This is a genomic window from Streptomyces sp. P3 (assembly GCF_003032475.1).
Lineage (GTDB): Bacteria > Actinomycetota > Actinomycetes > Streptomycetales > Streptomycetaceae > Streptomyces.
In genome coordinates this window covers 3,858,421-3,879,160 of the sequence record NZ_CP028369.1, presented here as the reverse complement: position 1 = coordinate 3,879,160, position 20,740 = coordinate 3,858,421, and the positions used below count along the sequence as shown (strand labels likewise).

At 68.1% G+C, this 20,740-nt stretch carries 19 protein-coding genes and 1 pseudogene; 8 read left to right on the top strand and 12 right to left on the bottom strand.

Translation table 11 applies throughout. The annotated features are described in order from the left end of the window. Positions 1-91 precede the first annotated feature (91 nt). A complete protein-coding gene (locus C6376_RS17415; protein ID WP_159083221.1) occupies positions 92-2,284 on the top strand; it encodes an ATP-dependent endonuclease in 2,193 nt (730 codons plus the stop codon). Next, positions 2,281-3,768, top strand: coding sequence for a UvrD-helicase domain-containing protein (locus C6376_RS17410; RefSeq protein WP_107444257.1), 1,488 nt, complete (start codon positions 2,281-2,283; stop codon positions 3,766-3,768). Before C6376_RS17415 ends, C6376_RS17410 begins: the two co-directional genes overlap by 4 nt. Positions 3,769-4,053: 285 nt before the next feature. On the opposite strand, the gene C6376_RS17405 is transcribed toward C6376_RS17410, so the two are convergent. From C6376_RS17405 to C6376_RS17365, 9 genes are all read right to left on the bottom strand, one after another. Then, positions 4,054-4,458 carry a hypothetical protein gene (locus tag C6376_RS17405; protein ID WP_107444256.1) on the bottom strand — a complete coding sequence of 135 codons (405 nt, stop codon included), beginning with the start codon at positions 4,456-4,458 and terminating at the stop codon, positions 4,054-4,056. Between the two features lie 105 nt (positions 4,459-4,563). Continuing rightward, on the bottom strand, positions 4,564-6,333 hold the full coding sequence (locus tag C6376_RS17400) for a relaxase/mobilization nuclease domain-containing protein (RefSeq protein ID WP_107444255.1): 1,770 nt from the start codon (positions 6,331-6,333) through the stop codon (positions 4,564-4,566). Continuing rightward, entirely contained in the window at positions 6,333-6,791 is a 459-nt protein-coding gene (gene mobC / locus C6376_RS17395; protein WP_254075976.1) for a plasmid mobilization relaxosome protein MobC, read from the bottom strand. The genes C6376_RS17400 and mobC overlap by 1 nt, the downstream gene beginning before the upstream one ends. 203 nt (positions 6,792-6,994) lie before the next feature. After that, entirely contained in the window at positions 6,995-7,219 is a 225-nt protein-coding gene (locus C6376_RS17390; RefSeq protein ID WP_107444253.1) for a hypothetical protein, read from the bottom strand. Positions 7,220-7,324: 105 nt separating this feature from the next. Then, the gene (locus tag C6376_RS17385) at positions 7,325-8,392 is read right to left on the bottom strand and encodes a DUF2637 domain-containing protein (protein WP_107444252.1); all 1,068 of its coding nucleotides are present in this window, start codon (positions 8,390-8,392) and stop codon (positions 7,325-7,327) included. Then, entirely contained in the window at positions 8,389-8,955 is a 567-nt protein-coding gene (locus tag C6376_RS17380; protein WP_107444251.1) for a WhiB family transcriptional regulator, read from the bottom strand. The genes C6376_RS17385 and C6376_RS17380 overlap by 4 nt, the downstream gene beginning before the upstream one ends. A gap of 118 nt (positions 8,956-9,073) precedes the next feature. Then, the gene (locus C6376_RS17375; RefSeq protein ID WP_107444250.1) at positions 9,074-9,781 is read right to left on the bottom strand and encodes an ATP-binding protein; all 708 of its coding nucleotides are present in this window, start codon (positions 9,779-9,781) and stop codon (positions 9,074-9,076) included. Continuing rightward, entirely contained in the window at positions 9,781-10,800 is a 1,020-nt protein-coding gene (locus tag C6376_RS17370; protein ID WP_107444249.1) for a hypothetical protein, read from the bottom strand. Before C6376_RS17370 ends, C6376_RS17375 begins: the two co-directional genes overlap by 1 nt. A gap of 1 nt (position 10,801) precedes the next feature. Further along, on the bottom strand, positions 10,802-11,122 hold the full coding sequence (locus C6376_RS17365) for a transcriptional regulator (protein WP_107444248.1): 321 nt from the start codon (positions 11,120-11,122) through the stop codon (positions 10,802-10,804). 388 nt (positions 11,123-11,510) lie between these two features. Here C6376_RS17365 and C6376_RS17360 point away from each other — a divergent pair, with 388 nt between their 5' ends. The 4 genes from C6376_RS17360 to C6376_RS17345 all read left to right on the top strand — a co-directional run bounded on the left by C6376_RS17360 (position 11,511) and on the right by C6376_RS17345 (position 14,557). Further along, a complete protein-coding gene (locus C6376_RS17360) occupies positions 11,511-11,951 on the top strand; it encodes a helix-turn-helix domain-containing protein (RefSeq protein WP_107444247.1) in 441 nt (146 codons plus the stop codon). A 354-nt stretch (positions 11,952-12,305) separates the two neighbouring features. Beyond that, complete coding sequence (locus C6376_RS17355) at positions 12,306-12,776, top strand: hypothetical protein (RefSeq protein ID WP_216825590.1); 471 nt, start codon at positions 12,306-12,308, stop codon at positions 12,774-12,776. A gap of 12 nt (positions 12,777-12,788) precedes the next feature. Further along, entirely contained in the window at positions 12,789-13,982 is a 1,194-nt protein-coding gene (locus C6376_RS17350; RefSeq protein WP_107444246.1) for an MAB_1171c family putative transporter, read from the top strand. Next, positions 13,979-14,557, top strand: a complete 579-nt coding sequence (locus C6376_RS17345) for a phosphatase PAP2 family protein (protein WP_107444245.1) — start codon at positions 13,979-13,981, stop codon at positions 14,555-14,557. Before C6376_RS17350 ends, C6376_RS17345 begins: the two co-directional genes overlap by 4 nt. A gap of 15 nt (positions 14,558-14,572) precedes the next feature. Here C6376_RS17345 and C6376_RS17340 read toward each other — a convergent pair whose 3' ends face one another. After that, a complete protein-coding gene (locus C6376_RS17340; RefSeq protein ID WP_107444244.1) occupies positions 14,573-15,349 on the bottom strand; it encodes a phytanoyl-CoA dioxygenase family protein in 777 nt (258 codons plus the stop codon). 108 nt (positions 15,350-15,457) lie between these two features. After that, positions 15,458-15,853 (bottom strand): annotated as a pseudogene (locus C6376_RS45250) (GNAT family N-acetyltransferase); the annotation flags it as partial. 148 nt (positions 15,854-16,001) lie between these two features. Between C6376_RS45250 and C6376_RS17330 the strand changes: the two are divergent. Both C6376_RS17330 and C6376_RS17325 read left to right on the top strand, forming a co-directional pair. Continuing rightward, positions 16,002-17,510 (top strand): AAA family ATPase, encoded by a 1,509-nt coding sequence (locus tag C6376_RS17330; protein ID WP_107444243.1) that lies wholly within the window; start codon positions 16,002-16,004, stop codon positions 17,508-17,510. Between the two features lie 47 nt (positions 17,511-17,557). After that, the gene (locus C6376_RS17325; RefSeq protein ID WP_254075975.1) at positions 17,558-18,409 is read left to right on the top strand and encodes a hypothetical protein; all 852 of its coding nucleotides are present in this window, start codon (positions 17,558-17,560) and stop codon (positions 18,407-18,409) included. 221 nt (positions 18,410-18,630) lie between these two features. Here C6376_RS17325 and C6376_RS17320 read toward each other — a convergent pair whose 3' ends face one another. After that, the gene (locus C6376_RS17320; protein WP_107444242.1) at positions 18,631-20,601 is read right to left on the bottom strand and encodes an ABC transporter ATP-binding protein; all 1,971 of its coding nucleotides are present in this window, start codon (positions 20,599-20,601) and stop codon (positions 18,631-18,633) included. Positions 20,602-20,740: the final 139 nt, after the last annotated feature.

Genomic DNA, 20,740 nt, shown 5'->3' with positions numbered 1-20,740 from the left:
ACATTCGGACTGCAAGTGAGCACAAAAGGCCGGGTGTTGTCAGTGTCGGGGGCGATGATGACTACTGACGTACTTCTTGTCCATGGGGGGCATGGTGCACCTGAGTCGTATCGCGGTGAGCGGGTTCCGGGCAAGTACGGAGGGCGAGATAGTCTGCCACTTGCCCGGCCGTTTCGGCGTGCTGATCGGAGCCAACGGCGCCGGAAAGACGACCCTCACGGACGCGCTCTACCTCGCTCATCCCGGTTCCCGCTTCCCGGTCCTGCCGAGGTACGGATCTGCCACGCTCGCGCCCGAAGGCTCCAAGCGCACTATCGAGGTGGCGTACAAGCTGGCCGACAGTCTCGCCGAGGAAGGGCGCCTCGGACGCCAGCTGCACAGGGTCGGCCATCAACGGCTCGGTGAAGTCGCCCAGAGATGGGGCGTCACGCTGAGCCGCAGGCTCGGCAGCGTCGCCACCAAGATCGAGGCGGCGCACGGCAGGTCTCTGGACTTGGACCCGTACAAACTCATCTACCTGCCGGCCTGGCGTCATCCGCTGGACGAGCTGGCCCGCCGAGAGACACGGATCCTGGTGGAGCTACTCCGTGCCGAACAGCAGCGCCAGAGCGGCACCCGGAACCTGGTGGGTCTCCGGGCGCGGGCCTCCCAACTGTTGGAGGATCTGGCCAAGGAAAACATCATCGATGCGGTCGAGGCGCGGATCCGCGGCTACCTGACAGATCTGTCGGCTGGGGTGAATCCCCAGTGGCCGTACATACGTGGCCAGGTCATCGACGACACCTACCTCGCCCGCGTGTTGGAGCTCATGCTCGCCGTGTTGGAAGGACGCGCCTTCGCCCGGCCTCTCGAAGTGTCCGGCCTGGGATACGTGAACCTGTTGCACATAGCCGTGACCCTGGCGGCGATACCTGACTCCACCGAGCTTCCGCAGGACACTGCCCGGCCTCACTCGGAGTTCGCTGATCGGCCGCCCCTCACGGTGGAGGAAGAGATCCAGCAGGCTATCCGGAACCTCGAACAGGCCCAGGCCGACGCCGAGTCGGAGGAGGATTCCTTCTTCGGTACGAAGCCCTTCCACGCAACGGTCGTCATCGAGGAGCCCGAGGCGCACCTCCATCCGCAGCTGCAGCACGCCCTTGTCCGATACTTGCGCAAGACTGTCAAGGAGCGGCCGGAGCTACAGGTCATTCTCTCCAGCCACGCGACGGACGTGATCACGTCCTGTGCCCCGGAGGAACTCGTCGTCGTGCGCCGGACGGCGCAAGGAAGGGTGTGCCGCACCGTTGCCGACGTCGTGCCGGCCGAGCACCGTGACGTCACCCTGCGGAAGACCCGGCTCCATCTGGATGCGAGCCGGTCCGCCGCCCTCTTCGCGGAACGTCTCGTCCTCGTCGAGGGTGTTACCGACGCGGCTGTCCTCCGGGAGTTCGGCAGGACTTGGGCCGGTCAGGACACACTCAAACACGCTTTCATTGACGCACTCAGCATCGTGCACATGGGATGGAAAGTCGGCCAGTGGCCGGCGCATCTCCTGGCGACCCGAGGCAGCGAACTATGCACCAAGCTGGCCGTCCTCGTCGACAGCGACCTGCCCTTCGAGAGCGAGGAGCGCAAGAAACCGGGATGGCTCTCCGAACACGACCCCTCGGTCGTCGACGCCTTCGTCAGTCACCCGACCCTGGAACCGTCCATCACCAAGGGCAATGAGCGCTTGATCGTTGCAGCTCTGCGCGAGGTCGGCCTAGATGGCGAGGAAAACGTGACGGCCCGCACGATGCACGAGCTGTTTCGTAGCGCGAAGAAGGGCACGAAGGAGGAGCCCGCGATCAAGGCAGGCCGGGGCTCCAGCAAGAAGGGCGAGTTCGCGCTGGCCTTCGCCTCTCTGCTTGCGGAGGCCAACGAGGCGGACTCTGGGGAGGTGCCCGACCCGCCAACAGTCCCCGAGCACATGCGGCAGCTCTTCGACTTCCTGTACCCGTCCGATCCGGCAGCAGATGGCGCCGCGGCGGACGGCAGCGAACCTCTTGAGGCTCACGACGAACCGGACTGGTTCATGACGGCCGGCGAACGGGACACAGACGACGTCCCGACTGCTGACGTCGAAGGACTTTTCTGGCCAGACGAGTTGGAGAGCCCCGAGTGGGCCGACGAGACGACGTACGAACCGGATCCCGATGGACCAGAGGCAGAGGATCTGCCCTGGGAGAGTCTCCAACTTCAGCGTCGCTCACCCGGCGCCCTGGCCCACGGCCGCCATACAGCAGGCGACGGGCGACCATGAGTAACTTTGGGCCCCGCACCCGCATTCTCACACCCGAGCAGGTCCTCGCGGCAGCGAGCCCGCACCGCCTTCTCTACGTAGAGGCTTTTCCTGGTTCGGGGAAGACGACCGTGTCGAACCAGCGTTTCGGCCTGCACCGCTACGCACGTACGACCGATCACCGGGCGGTCGTGGCGGTCAGCTTCACCCGCTCGGCCACCGAGGAGATACGCAGCCGCGTGTCCCGGCAGTGGGGCGCGTCGGCACTGGCATGGCCTCACCGCATCGTCACGCTCGACACGATCCTGAACGATCTCCTCGCCCACCTCCTGCGCTTCGGGATCCTCCAGTGGCCCGGCGGCCACCAGGAACTCGAGGTGCTGGACACATGGCGTTCCCATCTGCCGACCACCTATACCCTCGACAAGCCGGTCCTCACCCTGAATGGCACGCGTATCGTCACCGACTCCGTACGGCAAGCGAGACGGGAGAGCTTCGTGAAACCGGACTGCTTCGCCTCGGCCGTCGGTGAAGGGCGGTGTACGCACGACAACGTACGCGAAGTACTGCAGGTTGCTCTTCGCATCGAGGGCGTCCGCGCCTGCGTGATGGCCTACTTCGCCACGACGATCCGATCCCTGCTCGTCGACGAGGTCTATGACGCAAACGACTTGGACCTAGGAGTCATCCGCCTTGCGGCAGACGCGGGCCTCGTCATCACCCTGGTAGGAGACCCCTGGCAGGCTCTCTACGGCTTTCGCGGTGCACGCCCAGAGAATGTCCCCCGCCTCCTAAGCCGACTGGGCTTCGAGCGCAGTGAACTCCAGACCTCGTTCCGCTGGCGTGGCAGCGCAGCTCAGACATCGTTGGCACGCCAGCTGCGCCGCAAGGAGAGGGCAGTCCTTCCCACAGGAGAGGCACGCGACGTCGATGTCGTCCTTGCACGGCAGTGGAGACTTTTGTGGGATGCCGACCCTCATATCCTTCCTCTGGCCGTCAGGACCAAGACAGGCCAGTTCCAGGAAGCGGTCTGCACCCTGCTCCTGAACGAACTCGCCCAGAGCACCTTCGGCCGGCCGGGCATCGACCTCGTCGATGCCCGGACCAGCCTGGGCATCATGGAGAGCGACACCCTCGCACAGCTGCGTCCGTATCTGCGTAACGCCCTTGAGCGCCTGGCAGGTCAGGGCAATCTCACCGGAATCTGGACGGACTTGGCATCCACAATGGTCGCTATGACGCCCGTTGAGCCGTCGGAAGGCCAGAAACGGACACCCCGGGCCGCCCTCTCCAAGCTGCGCACGAGGCTCGAGGTCGCCCGTGAGGGGCTGGTCCCCGGCATGACCTGCCACCAGGCGAAGGGGCGGGAGTGGAACCGGGTCGGGGTGAGGCTGGAGGAGACCGACGAGGCCGCTCTCCTGAGAGGTCTCAACCCCACTAACGAAGCCCACCGCGCGCTCTACGTCGCGCTCACCAGGGCACGGCACCTCAGTCTCGCGGTGTGAGCGGTCCTGACAAAGGCGTTGGACGTGAGGCAGGTCGCGAGATCGGTGGAGGCTTCACGGACGTCGTCGAGTCGTTCTTCTCTGTCTCTCGGCCTGAAGTTGGGCACGGCACCGACGTGTGCCAGCTGGGCCTCGTACTTGTGGGCCCAGCCGCCGCGATACTCCATCCGCAGTCGGTCGACCGTGGTCGCATCCCTGAGAACACGGCCGATGATCGACTGCCGGTGTCGCCCGATCAGGGCCGACGGCCGCCAGCAGGGTGGCCGGGCCGGCAGCGAGCACCAGTTACTCCAGGTAGGTGCCAGCGAAGGCGCCGTCGAAGCCGAGTGCGATCAGGCCCTGCTCGACACTCGGGTACGTCGTCCCGTCCGGGATGGCGATCATGGCGTCGAAGTCGGCGCGGTTGATCTCGGGCTCGAGCCACTGGTTGCTGCAGCGGCAGCGGACCCAGACGTCGCGGCCGTGGTTGATGAGCAGCCAGTCGCGCCGGGCCCGGCAGGCCGAGCACAGCACGGGGATGCCGCGCAGGGACAGCTCCGGCGAGTGGCTGAGGCATCGCGTCGCTCCCGGTCCGCTGGGTGGCTGCGTCTCGTACTGGAGTTGCAGTAGCGGATCACTTGCGGCGGGGGCGGCGGGCAGGATTGGGGTCGGCTCTACGTGGTGGTCGGTCGTTCTGAGCACGAGCGTCATCTCCCGGTCGAGGGCCTTCTCTGCATCCGTAACAGCCGGTGGTGCGGGTTGTCCAGGTGTTTCGTGCAGTCCGGCAGGCCGGTGGCGGGCCTGCCGGACTGCTGGTCAGCGGCGCGGCGGGCGGCTGCGCGGGTCCGGTGCGGCGGGCCTCGGCGAGGCCGGGGGCGCGGTCCGGACGCTGGCCGGGTTGGCGGGAGGCGTGGCGCGACCGGCGCCAGCCTGCGGGCGTCGAGTGGCTTCGCCCGGGTGGGCGGGGAGCTGGGCAAGGCGGCGCAGTCGCCAGACCAAGACGTCGTTCACGTCCTCGGCCGTGTCGAGTTCGCGCATGGCGATGGCCTCCTGCAGGAGGGCCTTCGGGTCGTGGCCTGCCTGCTCGGCCTGAGCCAGGGTGGCGGTCAGGGCGTCGTTCTTCGTGCTCGTGCCCGGTCGGGTGCGGTGCTCCGGCAGGGCGGCGCGGATCGTGGTCTCGTAGGCGCGGCGCTGGGCTTCGGGCAAGGCTCGGCCCTGGTGGCGCAGGGCCTGCATGGGTGCGGCAGCGGCTTGGCGGTAGGCGGCGCGAAGGTGCTCGGCGGTCTGACGGGAGGCTTCGGCCTGCTGGGCGTGACCGCGTGCGGAGTGCCAGCGTGCTGCGGCCAGCGCCACCAGGACGAGAGTGGAGACGAGCATGGCGGTGGTGCCGCCGTCTTCTCCTCGGCCGAGCGCGCCTCCGGCCTGGATGATGCCCCGGGCCGCCGAGCGGATCGCCCGGGTGCCGGCGCATTCGGCTCGGATGTGGCTGCGGGTGGCGCGTTCGAAGGAGCGAGCGGCGGCGCTCAGTTCGGCTCGTGTGGCGGCCGGAGAGGTCTGGGCGACGGCGTCGAGGAGTTCGCCGACTCCGACGAGTTGGGCTGCGGCTTCGTCGTCGTCGGTGTCCAGGAGGACTGCGGCGCGCTCGGCGATCCCCGTGGCGGTGCGTCGCCCCCGCGCGGGCAACGACCAGTCCGAGCGGCCACTGTCGGCTTCCGGCAGCGGGGCCGTATCGGGGCTTCCGTCGGCAAGGCGGCGCTGGATCTTGGGATAGGAGAGGTCGGGGGCCAGGGTCGAGCCCGCGAACCAGACCGGCTCGCGGTCACGGTTGCGGTCACCGGGCAGCGCGACCGTGTAGCCGAGGATGTCACCGGACGGGGCGTGCCTGAGCTTGACGCGCAGGCCCGCCTCGCGAAGGCGGGTGAAGAACTCGGCTTCGCTGGCGACTCCGGCGACGGCCTGGCGGATGGCTTCGCGCAGCGTTTCGCGCGGTGTCTCGGGTCGGCCGGTCCGCTCGGCTTTGAAGCGCTCGGCGCTGGTGGGCGTCTTGGCTCCGGTACCGTCGCCGGGCTTGAGCCGGCGCAGGCCCATCTCCTGTTCGATGCGGCGGCATTCGGCCTGGGCCTTCTTGAAGTCGTAGTTCATCCTCGGGCGGCGCAGGTCACCTCGGACCATGGTGGCCACGATGTGGATGTGGTCGTCGGCGTGCCGCACCGCGACCCAGCGGCAGCCGTCCGGATCGCCTTCGGGGGCGAGGTTGACGGCGTGGACCAGGCGGCGGGCGACGGTGTTCCACTCGGCGTCGGTCAGGGTCCGGTCGCCCGGGTCGGTACGCACCGAGCAGTGCCAGACGTGCTGGGCCGGCGCCTCGTCGCCGGCCTGCTTGACCCGCAGGTCCAGGGCGGCGGCGAGCCGGGCAAGGGTGACCTTGGGGTCGGGGTCGGGGCTGGTGTCGCGGCCGGGGTCGGGGGCGAAGCCGTCCCAACTGCCGACGAGGTGGGGGTCGGTGTGCTCGTCGCGCTTGCCAGGTCCGTACAGGTAGACGAGCAGGCCGTGGGTGCGCGAGCCTCGTCGGATCTTGGGGACCATCAGAGGCGCTTCTCCACCAGAGTGTCGGCCGCGTTGTCTACGCGGGCCAGGACGCGGTTCACGGTCGTCAGGGCGCGGTCGAGTTCGCCGGGGCGGGGCTGTCCTCCGGCGTTGTAGACGAAGGCGATCTGGTTGATGTTGTTGCCGACACGGGAGATGGCGGTGCGCAGGGCGACCAGCTCGTCGATGGCGGCGTCGAGCTGTTCGTTGGTGTGCACGGTGGTCGAACCGCGGGCGACGGCGAGGCCGGCGGCGGCGAGGAATCGGGCGACGGTGACGGCGCGCTGCTTGGCGGCGGCGGCGATCTCGGTCTTCTCGGTGTCGGACAGGCGGGTGGTCGTCTTGTGGGTGCGCTGGCTCGGGTTGCGGGTGCGGCGGCGTGGCTTTCGGTCGGGGAACGCAGGTTGGCTCGGGCTCTGCTGCTCGCGCGGCGCGCGGACGTCTGCTTCTCCTCCCACGACAGGCGCCCCCTGGTGCCGGGAGTCCGGCTGGTCACCGTGCGCCCTCGCTCGGGGACCAGCCGGACTTTCCCCGCCCCCCTGGGCGGGGGCAAGTGCGTACGACGGGCCGTAGGACCGTCGTACGCGACAACTTGCTCCGCCTGGAGCCGAGTTGGAGCCACGCGGCGGTCCGGAGGTGCTGGCCGCCGGGTCGTTGGCGGTCACCGGCCCGTCTCCGCGTCCTGCTGGTGGATGTCGCGGACGATGTCCTCGATCCAGTCCATGGCGAGGACCGGGTGGTGCAGGGTCCAGGGGCGGCTGTGTCGATGTCGTTGCACGGTCCAGGTGTTGTCGGGACCGGATTCGGCGCGGTGGAGGTGGCCGCGCTGGTGCAGGACGGTCAGCCAGGTGTCCACCTCGGCGGGTGTCGCGGGTTTCGTGCGCATGGCGGTGCTCTCCGGTTCACGGGAGGACGTCGTGGGGCGGGCTGTCCGGGGCGGGTGACCGGCCGAGGTGTCCGACCCCGGTCACCCGCCCCATGGGGTGTGCGGTCAGTTCCGGGGGGTGGTGACCGACTGTCCGTGCTGCTGGCGGAGCTGGACCATCAGGGCGGTCAGCGTGTCGCTGGACAGCGGGATCTGCTGACCGCGGATCGCCTGGGCGACCACCTTGCGGGTCAGTTTGTCCTCGGCCCTGACCGCTGACCGGGCGATCTCCAGCAGCTCCTCGGTGTCCGGGTCAGGTCGCCGGCCACCGGTTGCCCGGGGGGTGCCGTCAGTGACCGGTGCCGGAGTGACCGGCCGGTCGTTAACCGGCGAGAGGTTGTTCGGGTAACCAGTGACCGGCTCGGTGACGGTCTGTCGGTCACTGACCGCCGGGGTGGTGTCCGGCTGTCCGCCCAGGTCAGCGGCCTTGGGCTCCCGGCCATGGTGACCAGTGTCCGGACTGCTGCTGTCCGCCGGGGTGCTGTCCCCGCTCGGTGTCCGGGCATCCGGGGTTTGCTTGTCCAGCGACAGGCGGGGCCGGTCGGTCAGGGCGGTGACCGGCTGTCCGGCGCCGACCTGACCGGGCTGCGGCTGCTGCTGACCGGCCCAGTCAGTCCGAGTGACCGCGTTGAGCTCGGGCTGACCGGGGTGACCAGCCTGACCGAGGTCGTCGCGGTCAGGCCGGTCGCTGTCCTTGACCGGCCCCCGGGCGATGAGGATGTACAGGTGCACCGCTCCGGCCAGTGCCAGCGGGGCGATCGTGGACAGCACCGCGACCACCGCGTCTCCGAGCCGCAGCCCAGTGACCGAGGTGTTCTCCTCGTTGAGCCTGACCGCGTGCAGCGCGTTGGCCCAGATACTGGCGGCGGTAGCCGTGCCGAAGAGCGTCCACACGTAGAACCGGGCTCGCAGGGGGGCGTTGCGCAGGACCAGCAGGGCACGGATGCCGTACGCGATGAACCCGTCGATCACCAAGGGGAAGAGGTAGGTCAGCAGACCCCGCACGTGGATGGCGACGGCCATCTGCTGCAGGGCGTCGTAGGACAGGGCGCATCCCGCGCCGCCGAGGGCTATGACGACCGCGCGGTCCCAGCCGGTGACGTGCGCCGTACTTGGCGCGCCCGCGATACTCACGCCGCCGTCCCGAAGTCGTCGCGGCCCAGGTGCTTGCCGTCGGTCTCAGGGGGTGAGGCGGTCTTCGTGTTCTGCTCCAGGTCGCGGTTGCGCAGGGCCCGGCGGGTCTCGCGGTAGAGCTTCTGGGCGTGCTCCTCGCTGATCTTCAGGAGCCAGGCCAGACGCTGTTCGGTGAGGCCGTGGCGGTAGGCGGCGCGGACGACCGCGCGGCGCTCGGCCTTGGTGAGGTGCACGTCCCGTCCGGCGATGGTGGCGTTGACCCGGCTGTAGTCGAGGCGGCTGGCGATGTTCTCGTGCAGCGGCTCGCGCTCCTCCTCGGTCATACCGCCCCGGATGCCGTGGGTGTCGCCGCCTTCCAGGGCGGCGTCCAGGCAGGTGCGGCGGACCGGGCACTGGCCGCACAGCGTCTTGGCGGCTGTGATCTTGACGGTCTCGTCGGGCTCGGGGAAGAAGATTTCGGGGTCCACCGGGTTGTACTCGGTGCTCTGGCAGACAGCCTGGTCCTGCCAGGTGTGGTCACCGAGTGAGCGGTGGCGGGCAGGGCTGATCGTCGTGGTGGTCATGCGGGTTGCTCCGATCGCTCTCCGCGCGCAGGGGCGTCGGCGGAGGGGTGCGCTTGGTCGGGAGGTGCATGGGGGGGGCGCGCTGGAGGCGCGGCCCGGCGGTACGGCCGGCGGTGGGTCAGGCGGCGGGGCGGTGGCGTCTGCGGTCGACCGGCTCGAACTCGACCCGGGTGGTCATCTGCGCGAGCCGGGAGGTGACGCGGTCGCCGAGGTAGGCCCGGAGGTCCTTGATCGCGAGGTTGGTGGTGATCAGCGTCGGGAGCATGTGGTTGTACCGGCGGTTGATCAACCGGTAGGTCACTTCCTCGACCCACTCGGACGCCTTCGCCGCGCCGAGGTCGTCGATGATCAGCAGTGGGCACCGGCTGACCGCCGCCAGCTCCTGCTCACTGTCCGCCCCGGGGCGAGGGCGCAGGTCGGCGTACAGGTCGGCGGCCGTGGTCGCGCGCCACCGCACGCCCACTCCGGTCTGCACCAGCTGCCGGACCGCCCCGTACGCCTGGTGCGTCTTGCCCGCGCCGACCACCCCGGCCATCAGCAGGCTCGGGCCGGTGGTGACCTGCCGCCGGGCTCCCCGGCTGGGGGCGACGGCCTGCTGCGCGACGTCCCGCGCCCAGGCCAGGACCTGCGGGTGGTCGGCGACCGCGCCCTGATAGCGCGGGGGCATCGTGACCAGCAGGGCGTCCAGCGGGGAGAAGGGTTCGGGCTCGTCGGCCAGGGCAGCGACGGCGGCAGGGTCGATGTTGCGGGCGGCCAGGATCCGGGCCATCCGGTCCAGGGTGCCTGCGCCGCCGAGGGTCTGCGGGTCGCGGGTACGGGTGCGCATCACAGCTCCTCGGCGTAGGCGGCGGCAGCGTCGACCGGGTTGGTCCACGCCTGGTGAGCGGGCACGTTAGGCCGGATTCCCGGCCGCACCAAACCAGCCGATCGAGCGTTCATGGCGTCGTTGACCAGGCTCGGCAGGCGGCTGGGGTGGCCCTGGATCTCCGCGAAGCGCTTCAGCCCGGCGCGGACGTACTCCGAGGCAATGCCCTCGCCGAGGAGCTTCTTCGCGATGCGGCCAAGGTGTCCGATCACGTCGCTGGGCGGACGCTCGGCGCATGCGGCGACGTACTCGCCGATCAGTTCGTTGGCCGAGACGGTGGTGGCGGGCGCTGTGCGCCCCGTAGGGAATGAAGATCCAGGATCCAAGATCCTTGATCCAGGCGCCGAGCCCTCCGCGAGACTTCGGGGAGGCTTCGGGGAACCTTCGGCGGATGCCTCCCGACCTGCAGCTTTCTTGTCACTGCGATCAGGGGTCCCGGCGAGGCCGACCAAGGGGTCCTGCCGGGCGGCCGGGGCCCCGCTTCGGGGTATGGGAGGTGTCGGAGGGGGCTGCGTGGGCGGGTCGAGGGTTCGGGAAGCGTTCGCCGAAGTCTCGGCGACTTCTCGGGTAGGGGTGGGCGCCGCTTCGGGGTGCCGAGCGCAGGCCCCCTTGCAGGGACCACACCGGTCCGCCGCGTGGTGCTGCGGGCAGGAGGGCAGTCGGGACTGGCTGGGCTTGTCGATCTTCTGGTGCTCGGACCAGGTCACGACGTGGAGGTAGCGGCGGCCGTCGCAGCCGGTGTATCGGCAGAGCAGGCCGGCGTTGGCAAGCTGCTGGAGGTCGTCCTCGACGTGGACCGAGGTGTGCTCGGCCCGCAGGGGCCAGAGCAACCCCGCGATGATCGCGGCGTTGTCGCGATGGCGGCCGTGGTCGTCGGCCTGGGTGAGGAGGCCGAAGAAGGTCCGCTCTGCCTCGACGCTCACCTCGGCGAGCGACTCGGAGAAGAACGCCTCCGGCTTGACGGTCCGGATCCGTGCCATGTCAGCGGCCCCCGCCGACGAGGTCGCTGCGGGTGAGGGTCGCGGTGGCGATGCCGAAGGTGTGAGGGCGGGCCCAGTTCACGTCCGGCCAGATCCGCATGATCCAGCGTGCCGCGACCCTGGCGGTCGTCCGGCTCAGCTCGACCGTTGCCCCGCCCGCGCCCTTGGCGATGGTGTGGGGGTGGGGCCACGTCTGGGTGGGATCGGTGAGGCTGACGCGGATGGCGGCCGCCCCGGGGATCATGTCGGCGAGCTGGGCCGCCAGGCGGTGCTGACGGGCTGTGTCCGGGCATGCCAGCGTTTCGCTCGGCGTGGCGAGCATGCGATACTCCGTTGTTCGTAGGAGTGCGGTGCGGCGGTTCTCGTGCAAAAGCCCCGCCGCCCGCGAGATGTGAATCGGTGCCCTTCGGGGCGCTGGCCCGGCGCTTGGGAGTTGGTAGCTCCCGGGCGCCGGTTTCATGTTCGGCTCACACTGCGGCCTCACGGCCCTCTGAGCGGCGGCGTTCGCACCCGATTCCCCCTTCGCTTCGGTCTGCTCCTCGGAAGGCCACAGCCTCCTCATTCGCGCCAGTCGATGGCGACGCGACGACACTAGACCAGCAAATATGGATCACGTCAACTGAGGAGAATGGAACGGCCACAGCAGGACGTGTATCGTCCACAGCAGTCGATGCAACAAGAAACCAAGCGAGCTACCGAAGGACCCCGAAATGAGCGACGGAGCGCCCACCGAGCCGCGCACCCTCGCGCAGAAGCTCGACCATCTCTTCAAGACGGTCCACCCGAAGAGCCGCGGTGAGTACACCTACGAAGAGGTGGCGCAAGCGATCCAGGAGTCAGGGGGGGCAACCATCTCGGCGAGTTATATCTGGACCCTCCGGAAGGGCAAGAAGGACAACCCGACCATGAAGCACCTGGAGGCTCTCGCCGGCTTCTTCGGTGTCGCCCCCGCCTACTTCTTCAATGACGAGTCGTCCGAGCGGATTGCGGCCCAGCTGGAACTGATCGAGACCATACGAGACAACGATGTGGTCGAGGTTGCCACCAGGGCCTCCGGCCTGTCGGTGGAGACCCTCAAGACGATCAAGGGATTCATTGAGCGGGCCCGCCAACTGGAGGGGCTGACCGACAGCGAGGCGTCCGGCCAGTGAACGCGGGGTGACGCCAAGTTGTCGAGGTGCCGCCCGGCGCAAGGTGTGATGCAGGTCACCCGCGGGGTCCACCAGCACATTTCACGGAGATACCCGCACCCACGGCCGCGCAATTCAGCCTTGATCAAGTGATACGGCATCAGGCTCACCTTTTGATCACCATAGCCGTGAGCGCGTATTGGCATGCCTTTGGCATATTCTCTTGAAGGTTGCCATATCGTTCCTGTGCCGGAATGTTGGATTCCGGTGCTGCCTGTCGCGGACAGGTACAGGGCCACCTGCGGAGCTGAGTTGCCTTTGCGTAGTCGAAGACAGCAGTCGGACGACGGACACGACCGCCCGGACATAGGGGTCGTGCTGGCCTCGATTGACATCCCGAACCCATTCGACGTCCAGGTCCTCTGCGATCGGATCGCGGCACAACGCGGTCGTCCGCTCCATCTGCACAGTGTCCCCGGCGTCTCCGGCACCGACGCCCCGTGCGGGGTATGGATCGCCACCGAGAAGGCGGACCACATCTTCCACGAGGCGGCGACAAGCCCACTGCACCAAGATCACATCATCCTGCACGAGATCGGTCACATGCTCCTGGGCCACCGCTCGATCCTCGACGGCGTCCAGACAGACGGCGGCGGCCTGTTCCCGGACATCGACCCTGCCACCGTGGTCAGTCTCCTCACCAGGGCCAGCTACGGCACCGAGGACGAACGGGACGCCGAACGTCTCGCAGGACTGATCGCTGGCAAAGCCGCCGCCTCGAGCACCAGCAAGACCCCGCGCAGCAGTGTCCTGCGCCGCCTGGGCGACGCGCTCAGCGACTCGTAAGAGCGTCCCGGAATGATCGACGTACTTCCCGCGGTCCTGCTGTGGCTGGTCACGGCGTGGCGTACCCCGGCCGCGTGGCGCGATCCCAGCAAGAGAGTCCTCTGGATCGCCTTTCTCGCTCTCGCCGTCGCCATCACTCTCAGGGTGCCCTCCGTCGCCGCCCCGATGGACGCCGCGATCGGAGTCAACAACCTGAGCGCCCTGGGCAAGCACCTCGGCTGCATCGTTGCCGCACATGCCGTGCTGACCTTCGTCCACGACATGGCCCAGGAGAATGCATCCGGACTGAAGTCCTCCCGCCTGCACCTCGTCTCCCCGTCGGCCGCGGCATGCATCGTCACGTTGCTGTTCTTCGCCACCCCGCAGCCGCGCGAAGCGGTCGACCTGCTGACCGAGTACGCCTCCGACTGGCACATCGCCGCCTACGGAGGGGTGTGGACGGCGTACCTCGGAGCGGCCCTGTTCAGCGCCTCCCGGCTGTGCTGGCGCTGGGGCCGACAGCCAGACGCCGGCCTCCTCGGCCATGGCCTGCGTCTCACCGGCATGGGCACCACCATCGGCATCGTCTACGCGACGCAGCGCGTGGTCGTCATCGTCCTGGGATTCCTGGGGTTGAGCCCCGTTCCGGCCAGCACGAACGAGACGATCGGCGGCCTTCTGCTCTTCGGTGCGCTGCTCTTCATCGTGACTGGCAGCACGCTGCCCGCCGCCGGACGACTGCGCCGCTGGAGCCGCGAGTACCTCGACCTGCTGCAGCTGTACCCGCTCTGGCTCAGCCTCACGGAGGCCGTGCCCTCCGTACGCCTCGACCCGGCGCGACGCAGAACCATCGAAATCGTCCACCCCCGCCGCGTTCACGACCGGCTGTATCGCCGCACCATAGAGATCCGAGACGCCGTCCTCACCCTCAGTGACCACGCCCCCAGCAGCCTGCGTGCCCAGGCCCGCGCCCACGTCGCGGCCTCCGGCCTCATCGGGGCCCAGGCAGACATCGCCGCCGAAGCCTGCTGGATCATCGGCGCCCAACAAGCCCGGCAGCACAACGAGCCCTTGTCCGGTGAGGCTCTCCCGCCGGCCAGCGGCGGCCGAGACCTGCCCAGCGAAATCCATGCGCTCAAGCAACTCGCCGAGGCCTACGCCTCCGATCTCACCCGCGCCTTCGCCACCAAGCTCGACGATGCCCGAACACTGGAGACGACGCAGTGACCCTGTCCCGCACGGCCCGCCTCATCACCGACACCCTCGCGCCGGCCAACCTCGTCATCGCGATACTTCTGATCATCGGCTGGCACAGCACAAGCAGCGTCACGGGGCTCGGGTGGGGCGTGCTGGCGGCGCTGTTCTGTGGCGGTATCCCGTTCGCCGTCATCATGCTTGGCGTGAAGCGCGGCAGCTGGACCGACAAGCACATACGAGTCCGTGAGCAGCGCGCCGTCCCCCTCCTCGCCACGATGACGTCGGTGGTCGTCGGCATCTCGCTGCTTGTTGCCTTCAAAGCGCCCCGCGAGGTGTTCGCCCTGGTCGTCGCCATGCTCGTCGGCCTCATCGTGACCATGATCGTGACCGTCTGGTGGAAGGTCTCGGTGCACACCGCCGTCGCCAGCGGGGTGGTCGTGATCTTGTTGCTCGCCTACGGCATGAGCATGGCGCCGTTGCTGCTCGGAATCGCCGCCATCGGCTGGTCCCGTGTCGCCCTCCGCGATCACACCCCCGCTCAAACCGCCGTCGGCGCCCTGCTCGGCGGGCTGGCAGCTGCAGTTGTGTTCAGCCTGATGCGCTAACGAGCCCGTCGTCCCTCAGCCTGACCTCTGCATTGCTTCTGATGAGCGGAATTCGGCGAGCGGATTGGTGACGACCTCCCGCCATCGCTCCCGGTGACCGCTGGCGTGGAGCCGGTAGTACAGCGTCTCGCGTCGCCCCTCGTCGGCCACGCCGTCGTGGCCGCCGATGTTGTGAGCAAGCAGGTAGTGGGCGAACAGGACGCTGCCGGCGGGACCGACCGCCTGCCTCGGCTCGCCGAGCTCGATCTTCGGATACGGGCCCGGATTCATCTCCTCGACGCGCGCGAGAGCGTCGGCGCCGCGTTCGGCGAGGTACTGACCGAATCGTAGATGGGTGCCCGGCCACACCCACAGGTTTCCCCGGTGCCGGTGGTCGTGGCCGGTGAGCCACACGCCGGCCAGCAGCGAGAAGGACCCGGGACGTCCGTCCGGTTCGGTCGGCGTCAGGCCGTCGACGTGTGGGCCACCTGGCCGATGCGGCCAGGGCGGAATCGTGGTGGCCACCTGCGCGAAATCAGGGTCCTGCACATCCAGATCCGAACCCAGCAGCTGGCCGGCGAGGTCCCCCACGCCCGTCTCCCGGTAGAAGTCAAGCAGTTGATGGCCCTCCGCGGCGAAGCGCGGCCACAGGAAATACGGTCCGACGTAATCGTCGGCGTGAGGCTGCTGCTCCAGCAGCGCCGCGACCAGTTCGCGCCCCTCGGCAATCTGCTCGGCGCTGAGAACCTCGGGAATCACGACGAACCCCTGCTGGCGGAACGCGGTCCTCTGCTCAGCGGTGATGGTCACCATGCGGTTCAGTGCAGCAGGCGGCTCCTTCTCCAGCAATCGAATTATCGAGTGGGCGCTACCCGCTACGGGGCCCTCCGCAGCTCTTCGCCGGCTCTCCCGAGCGGCGCACTAGAAGTCGTACACCGCGAAGTCGGCGACAGGGCGGTACCCAATCCTCTGGTACAGGCCATTGCTGGTGGGGTTGGCTAGGTCCGCGAACAGGATGACCTCCGCCGCGCCCGCGGCCAGCGCGGCCCGGCTCACCTCGACTGTCGCGGCGCCCGCATAACCGCGGCCTCACAGGTGGGCCGGGGTATAGACGGGGGCCACCCGGATCTGGCCCGCCACCATCGGGGTCCTGCCCGCCATGGAGACGGGGGTGCCGTCCGGGGTTTCCCAACGCGTGACGCGTTCGTCGGCGATGCGCGTGTCCGCCCACGAGCTGTTGTCCGCAGAGGGGGCTCCTCCGATGTCGGTGACGAACTCGCGGTGTCAGAGCATGAGTCGCTCGCGGTCCTGCTCACCCACTGTTCGGGGTGGGAGAGCGGCCAAGGCACTGGGTCGAGGGGCGGTGCCACCGCGCAGCCCAGATTGCCCAGTCTGCTGATCCGTACTTCTGTCCGGTCGGGGGCAGTCGCCCGTACGGCGGGAGTGTGTTCGGTAATGTGACGCGGTGCACTTCACTACGGCGCCCAACGCGCGAGAATCAGCGCGCACTCGTCCCGGCATAGCCTGGCTCGGAAGCGACAACTGGGATGACTACGGGTTCAAGACAGTCTTCCAATTGCGTTGCTACAACGGTAGCCGGGGCGTCAACGTCGGTGCAGTGAAGATCGGCTCCTTCGGCATGGAGCCCGGCCGGACTTCCCTGCCCAAGCACTTCGAAGCCCTCGAGCCAGGGTTCTTCTCCCTGGGGATCGATGAGAGCTATTACGCCACGCTCCGTGACGAGTTCGATGACGAGACGCGCTTGGCCGTCCTCTCCGGTCTGCACGATGTCGCCTACGACGCCGAGCTCTTCGAACAAGCACGCAACGAGCCCGTCATGCGGGAATCGCTGCTGCGCGGCATCGATGCCGATACGGTCCGTACGCAGTACCGCAGGATCGTCAACGGCGGACCCACACTCTCGCGCTTCCTCATCCGCTACCGGCAGGAGGCGCTGTCCGAGAGAGCCCCGACACTCACCATCGAACTGACGGTGGACCCCGAAAAGAACCCTCCCAGCAACATCCATGCGGTCATCGGAAGCAACGGCGTAGGCAAGACGCGCCTGCTGCACAACATCGCCCAGACCACACTCACCCCACGCGGCATGCGGCGCCACAGCTCGCTGGAGGACAGGCTCGACCACCGCCAGCATCCCTTCACCAACGTCGTGTACGTATCGTTCAGTGCATTCGACTCCCAGGGCCCGCACCAGGTCAGCAAAGCTCCCAACCGCGTCGGTGACAGCGTCGACTACCAGTACGTCGGCCTGAAAACGACCGATGGCGCGGGAGTGAAGAGCTACGCGGCTCTGGGCTCCGAGTTCGCGGAGTGCACACAGAGGTGCGTGGAGGATCACCCCGCGAAGGCTCGCCGCTGGAGCGACGTCCTGACCAAGCTCGAAGAGACGGATCCCCTCTTCCATGACCTGGAGATCACGCGGCTCGCGCGCGCCCAGGACCGGCCGGACCCCGAGCAGGTCTTCGACGGACTCAGCTCGGGACACAAGATTGTCCTGCTGACCCTGGCCCGGCTGGTGCAGCACACCACCGAACGCACCCTCGTCCTGATCGACGAACCGGAGGGCCATCTCCATCCCCCGTTGCTGTCGACGTTCGTGCGAACCCTGTCCGAGCTGCTGAAAGACCGCAACGGCATCGCGATCATTGCCACGCACTCGCCCGTGGTGCTCCAGGAGACCCCGCGTGAGGCAGTCTGGGCCCTGCGTAGGGCGGGCGATGATCTGCGCGTCGATCACCCTGAGATTGAGACGTTCGGCGAGAACGTCGGAGTGATCACCCGGGAGATCTTCGGATTGGAGGTGCGCCGCACAGGGTTCAACCGACTGATCCAGTCGCTCGCCGATGGCGGCATGTCGTTCGAGGACATTCTCAACGAATTCGATGACCAGCTGGGCGCTGAAGGGCGAGCACTGGCCCGCTCCGCGACCCGCCGCCGCGAAGGCGGGCGCTGATGCGCCGACTCGACCCTCCTCAAATCGGAACGCAAGAAGCGTTCCGCATGTGCATCAGCACGAAGATCAGTCTGTCGATGCGGACTCTGCTCAACAGTTACGAGCTAAGAGTTGTGATCGCCGCCGGTGCGTATGAGCAGGCGTGCCGGACTTCCACGCTTCACCACCTGCATCCTGCCGCGTTCGCTCCCCTTCCGTCTAAGAAGCGCGACAGGGACGCGCTGATCGCCATGTACGAACGGCGGATGGGGCCGCATCATCCTGGCCGCCCCGTGTACGAAGAAGCCCGCAACCGCAAGACCAAGTGCCCAATGTGCGGTGTCGGTGCAGTGCGCCAGGTCGATCACCACATGCCCAAGTCGATCTACCCCTACCTTGCCGCCGTACCGATCAACTTGCTGCCCATCTGCTCGGACTGCAACTTCGAGAAGAAGGACCGTGCACCGACCTGCTACGCGGAACAGACCCTCCATCCCTACTTCGATGACGTCGACGACGACCGATGGCTGAGGGCGCGGCTCATAACGTGCTCGGCTGATGGCCGGGCCTATCAGGCAAAGCCCCTGGACAGCCCGGCGAGTTGGGTGATCGAGTTCTACGTGGATCCACCCTCATCATGGGATGAGAAGCTCGCGGAGCGCGTCAGATATCACTTCGATACCTTTAAGCTGGCCCGGTTGTATGAGGAGCAGGTCGCCGACGACCTGCCAGGTATCGAGCTGTCGATCGAGGAAGCCTTCCTGGCCGGCGGAGCACCAGACGTCCGTGCGCACCTGGAGGGACTCGCACGCTCCCGTGCACGTCGGCACAAGAATTCCTGGATGGTGGCCCTGTACGAAGCGCTCGCTGCCAACGACTGGTTCTGCCGCGGGGGCTTTCGCCAGGTAGCGGCCGGCTAAGAGTTCCCGATCACCCCCACAGCGTCGCACCAGAGCCACCAACCTGACGAACTACACCTCGTTAAACCCGGAGTATGGCTCGATCCACTTCGGGTGATCCACTGAAACCACCCCACCCATGCCGGGGCAAGGCACCAATCACCCCACCGGTTACGGGACTTCCTCTAGAAGCTGATCGCCGTGGGTGGACTCCGTCACATCTCCTGACGATCCGCTCCGTCTCAGAAGAGGGCGTGCTGATCCGGCGAGACGACCTCAACCGACACGGTGGGGGCGGGGACGCGTCCCGTGCGCTCGTTCTGCAGATCCCACAGTTCGCGGAACAACCCGTCGCGCTGGGCGAGGAGTTCGTCGAAGGTGCCATCCTGGACGACGCGTCCCTTGGCCAGGACAACGATGCGGTCCGCGATCGCCACGTTGGTGAGCCTGTGGGTAACCAGGACCACGGCCCGGTCAGCGGCGAGGCGGCGGAGGCCGGTGAAGATGCGGTGCTCGGCCCGCGGGTCGAGGGCGGCGGTCGGCTCGTCCAGTACCAGGAGCCCGGCCGGGCGGTGGAACGCTCGGGCGAGCGCGATCCGCTGCCACTGCCCGCCGGAGAGTTCCTGTCCACCCCACCATTCCTTGGCGAGTAGGGTGTTCAGGCCGTTGCGCAGACCGTCGACGACCTCGTCGGCGCCCGCCGCGTGGGCTGCGGCGAGTACGGCGGCGTCTCCCTCCTTGGTGGGCTGACCCAGGGTGATGTTCTCCCGTGCTGACAAGGGCCAGTTCGCGTAGGACTGCGGTACGACGGCGACCCGCTCCCAGGCTGCATGCGCGTCCAACTCCCGTGCGTCGGCGCCGTCCCACGTGATCGCTCCGTCGTCGGGGAGGTACAGCGAAGACAGAAGCTTGCTGAGCGTGGTCTTGCCAGAACCGTTCTCACCCACGAGGGCGACGACCTCGCCCCGCCGGACTTCCAGGGATACGTCACTCACGGCTGGACGATCGGCGCTCGGATACTTGAAGGTGACGTTCTCGGCGCGCACGACCGTGGGGCCAGTCGGCTTCCGGGTGCCGCGGTCGATGCGGTGGCCGCCGGCTTCGTCGATGAAGTCGGCCCAGTCGTCCAAGTACATGCCGGTACGGAAGAGTTGGGCGCCATAGCCGACGATGCCGTCCAACCCGGCACTGACACGCCCCAGTGCGAGGAACGCAGTGCCGAGGGCGGCGACCGAGATCTGACCGGCGGACACCAGCAGAACCAGGGCCGCCCAGACCACGGCATGGGCGAGGCCTCCCGTGGCGCCGCCAACCAGGGAAATCCGAGCAGCGCGCCAGGTGGCCTGGTCGGTCGTCCTGTCGATCCGCGCGCCGGCCGTGCGGTACTTGTCAAGCAGGAACGGGGCCATGGTGCCGGAGCGGACCTGGTCGGCGGTCTGCTTGTCGACCAGGTACCAGCGCAGCATCCCCAGCAGTCGACGGTCCTTCGAAGTCGCGAGTGAGGCGATGTAGCTGATGCGGGCCGCTCGCACGCTGGCCACACCCTTCGGCAGCGCGGCAAGGACGAGCAGCGGCAGCAGCACCGGGTGCACGGCGGTCAGGACGCACGCGGAGGCGATCAGCGATGCCGACGCCGCGAGGATGTACTGGGTCTGCGTCAAGAGGTCCCGGGAGACTTCCACGCCACGGTCGGCCGCATCCCACCGATCGTTGTATCCGGGGTTGTCGTACGCGGAGAGTTCCGCCTTGGTCGCGGCAACAAGGAGCTTGAGTTCGGCTTCGCGGGAGATACGGGGCGCCAGCCGGGCCGACAGCGAGGACGAGGCGATGCCCAGAAGAGCGCGCAGACCGATGGCCCCGGTCAGCACTGCCAAGGACGGTGCGGCGTGCGTGAGTTGATCACTGCTGATGTGCTGGGAGGCGATCAGCGGCTTGATCGCTCCGGTGGTGGCCATCAGTCCGAACGCTTCCAACACCCCGGAGAGGACCTGTACGACCAACAGGGCGATGACCGCGTTGCGGTCCACCTGCCAGCCCAGCGCGAGGGCGCGGCGGATCAGCTGGGGTAGACGACGAGCCATGGAGCGGCTGGTGATGGCGTTGGCGGCCTCGATACGGCGGTCGCCGGGGATGGCGAACCTCAGCTCCTCGTCTGATACCTCCGCGTCTTCGGACGGCGCGGCTTTCTGGGCACTTTTCGCAGCGGTCGTCATCGGCTCCGTCCCTCCACCGCCATCCGTCGCCGGGCCCGGACAGCCCCGGCCGCGGTCGCGACGTACGGCGCGACCGCCTCGGCCGCCCGGTGCCGACCGATCAGTGTGCGATACAAGACATCCCCCTGTAGGTGAGGTG

Bases quoted from the DNA above. Each gene is read 5' to 3' on its own strand.
- C6376_RS17415 (WP_159083221.1), top strand. From the start codon at position 92: ATGGTGCACCTGAGTCGTATCGCGGTGAGCGGGTTCCGGGCAAGTACG.
- C6376_RS17410 (WP_107444257.1), top strand. From the start codon at position 2,281: ATGAGTAACTTTGGGCCCCGCACCCGCATTCTCACACCCGAGCAGGTC.
- C6376_RS17405 (WP_107444256.1), bottom strand. From the start codon at position 4,458: ATGACGCTCGTGCTCAGAACGACCGACCACCACGTAGAGCCGACCCCA.
- C6376_RS17400 (WP_107444255.1), bottom strand. From the start codon at position 6,333: ATGGTCCCCAAGATCCGACGAGGCTCGCGCACCCACGGCCTGCTCGTC.
- C6376_RS17390 (WP_107444253.1), bottom strand. From the start codon at position 7,219: ATGCGCACGAAACCCGCGACACCCGCCGAGGTGGACACCTGGCTGACC.
- C6376_RS17380 (WP_107444251.1), bottom strand. From the start codon at position 8,955: ATGACCACCACGACGATCAGCCCTGCCCGCCACCGCTCACTCGGTGAC.
- C6376_RS17375 (WP_107444250.1), bottom strand. From the start codon at position 9,781: ATGCGCACCCGTACCCGCGACCCGCAGACCCTCGGCGGCGCAGGCACC.
- C6376_RS17370 (WP_107444249.1), bottom strand. From the start codon at position 10,800: ATGGCACGGATCCGGACCGTCAAGCCGGAGGCGTTCTTCTCCGAGTCG.
- C6376_RS17365 (WP_107444248.1), bottom strand. From the start codon at position 11,122: ATGCTCGCCACGCCGAGCGAAACGCTGGCATGCCCGGACACAGCCCGT.
- C6376_RS17360 (WP_107444247.1), top strand. From the start codon at position 11,511: ATGAGCGACGGAGCGCCCACCGAGCCGCGCACCCTCGCGCAGAAGCTC.
- C6376_RS17350 (WP_107444246.1), top strand. From the start codon at position 12,789: ATGATCGACGTACTTCCCGCGGTCCTGCTGTGGCTGGTCACGGCGTGG.
- C6376_RS17340 (WP_107444244.1), bottom strand. From the start codon at position 15,349: ATGGTGACCATCACCGCTGAGCAGAGGACCGCGTTCCGCCAGCAGGGG.
- C6376_RS17325 (WP_254075975.1), top strand. From the start codon at position 17,558: ATGTGCATCAGCACGAAGATCAGTCTGTCGATGCGGACTCTGCTCAAC.
- C6376_RS17320 (WP_107444242.1), bottom strand. From the start codon at position 20,601: ATGACGACCGCTGCGAAAAGTGCCCAGAAAGCCGCGCCGTCCGAAGAC.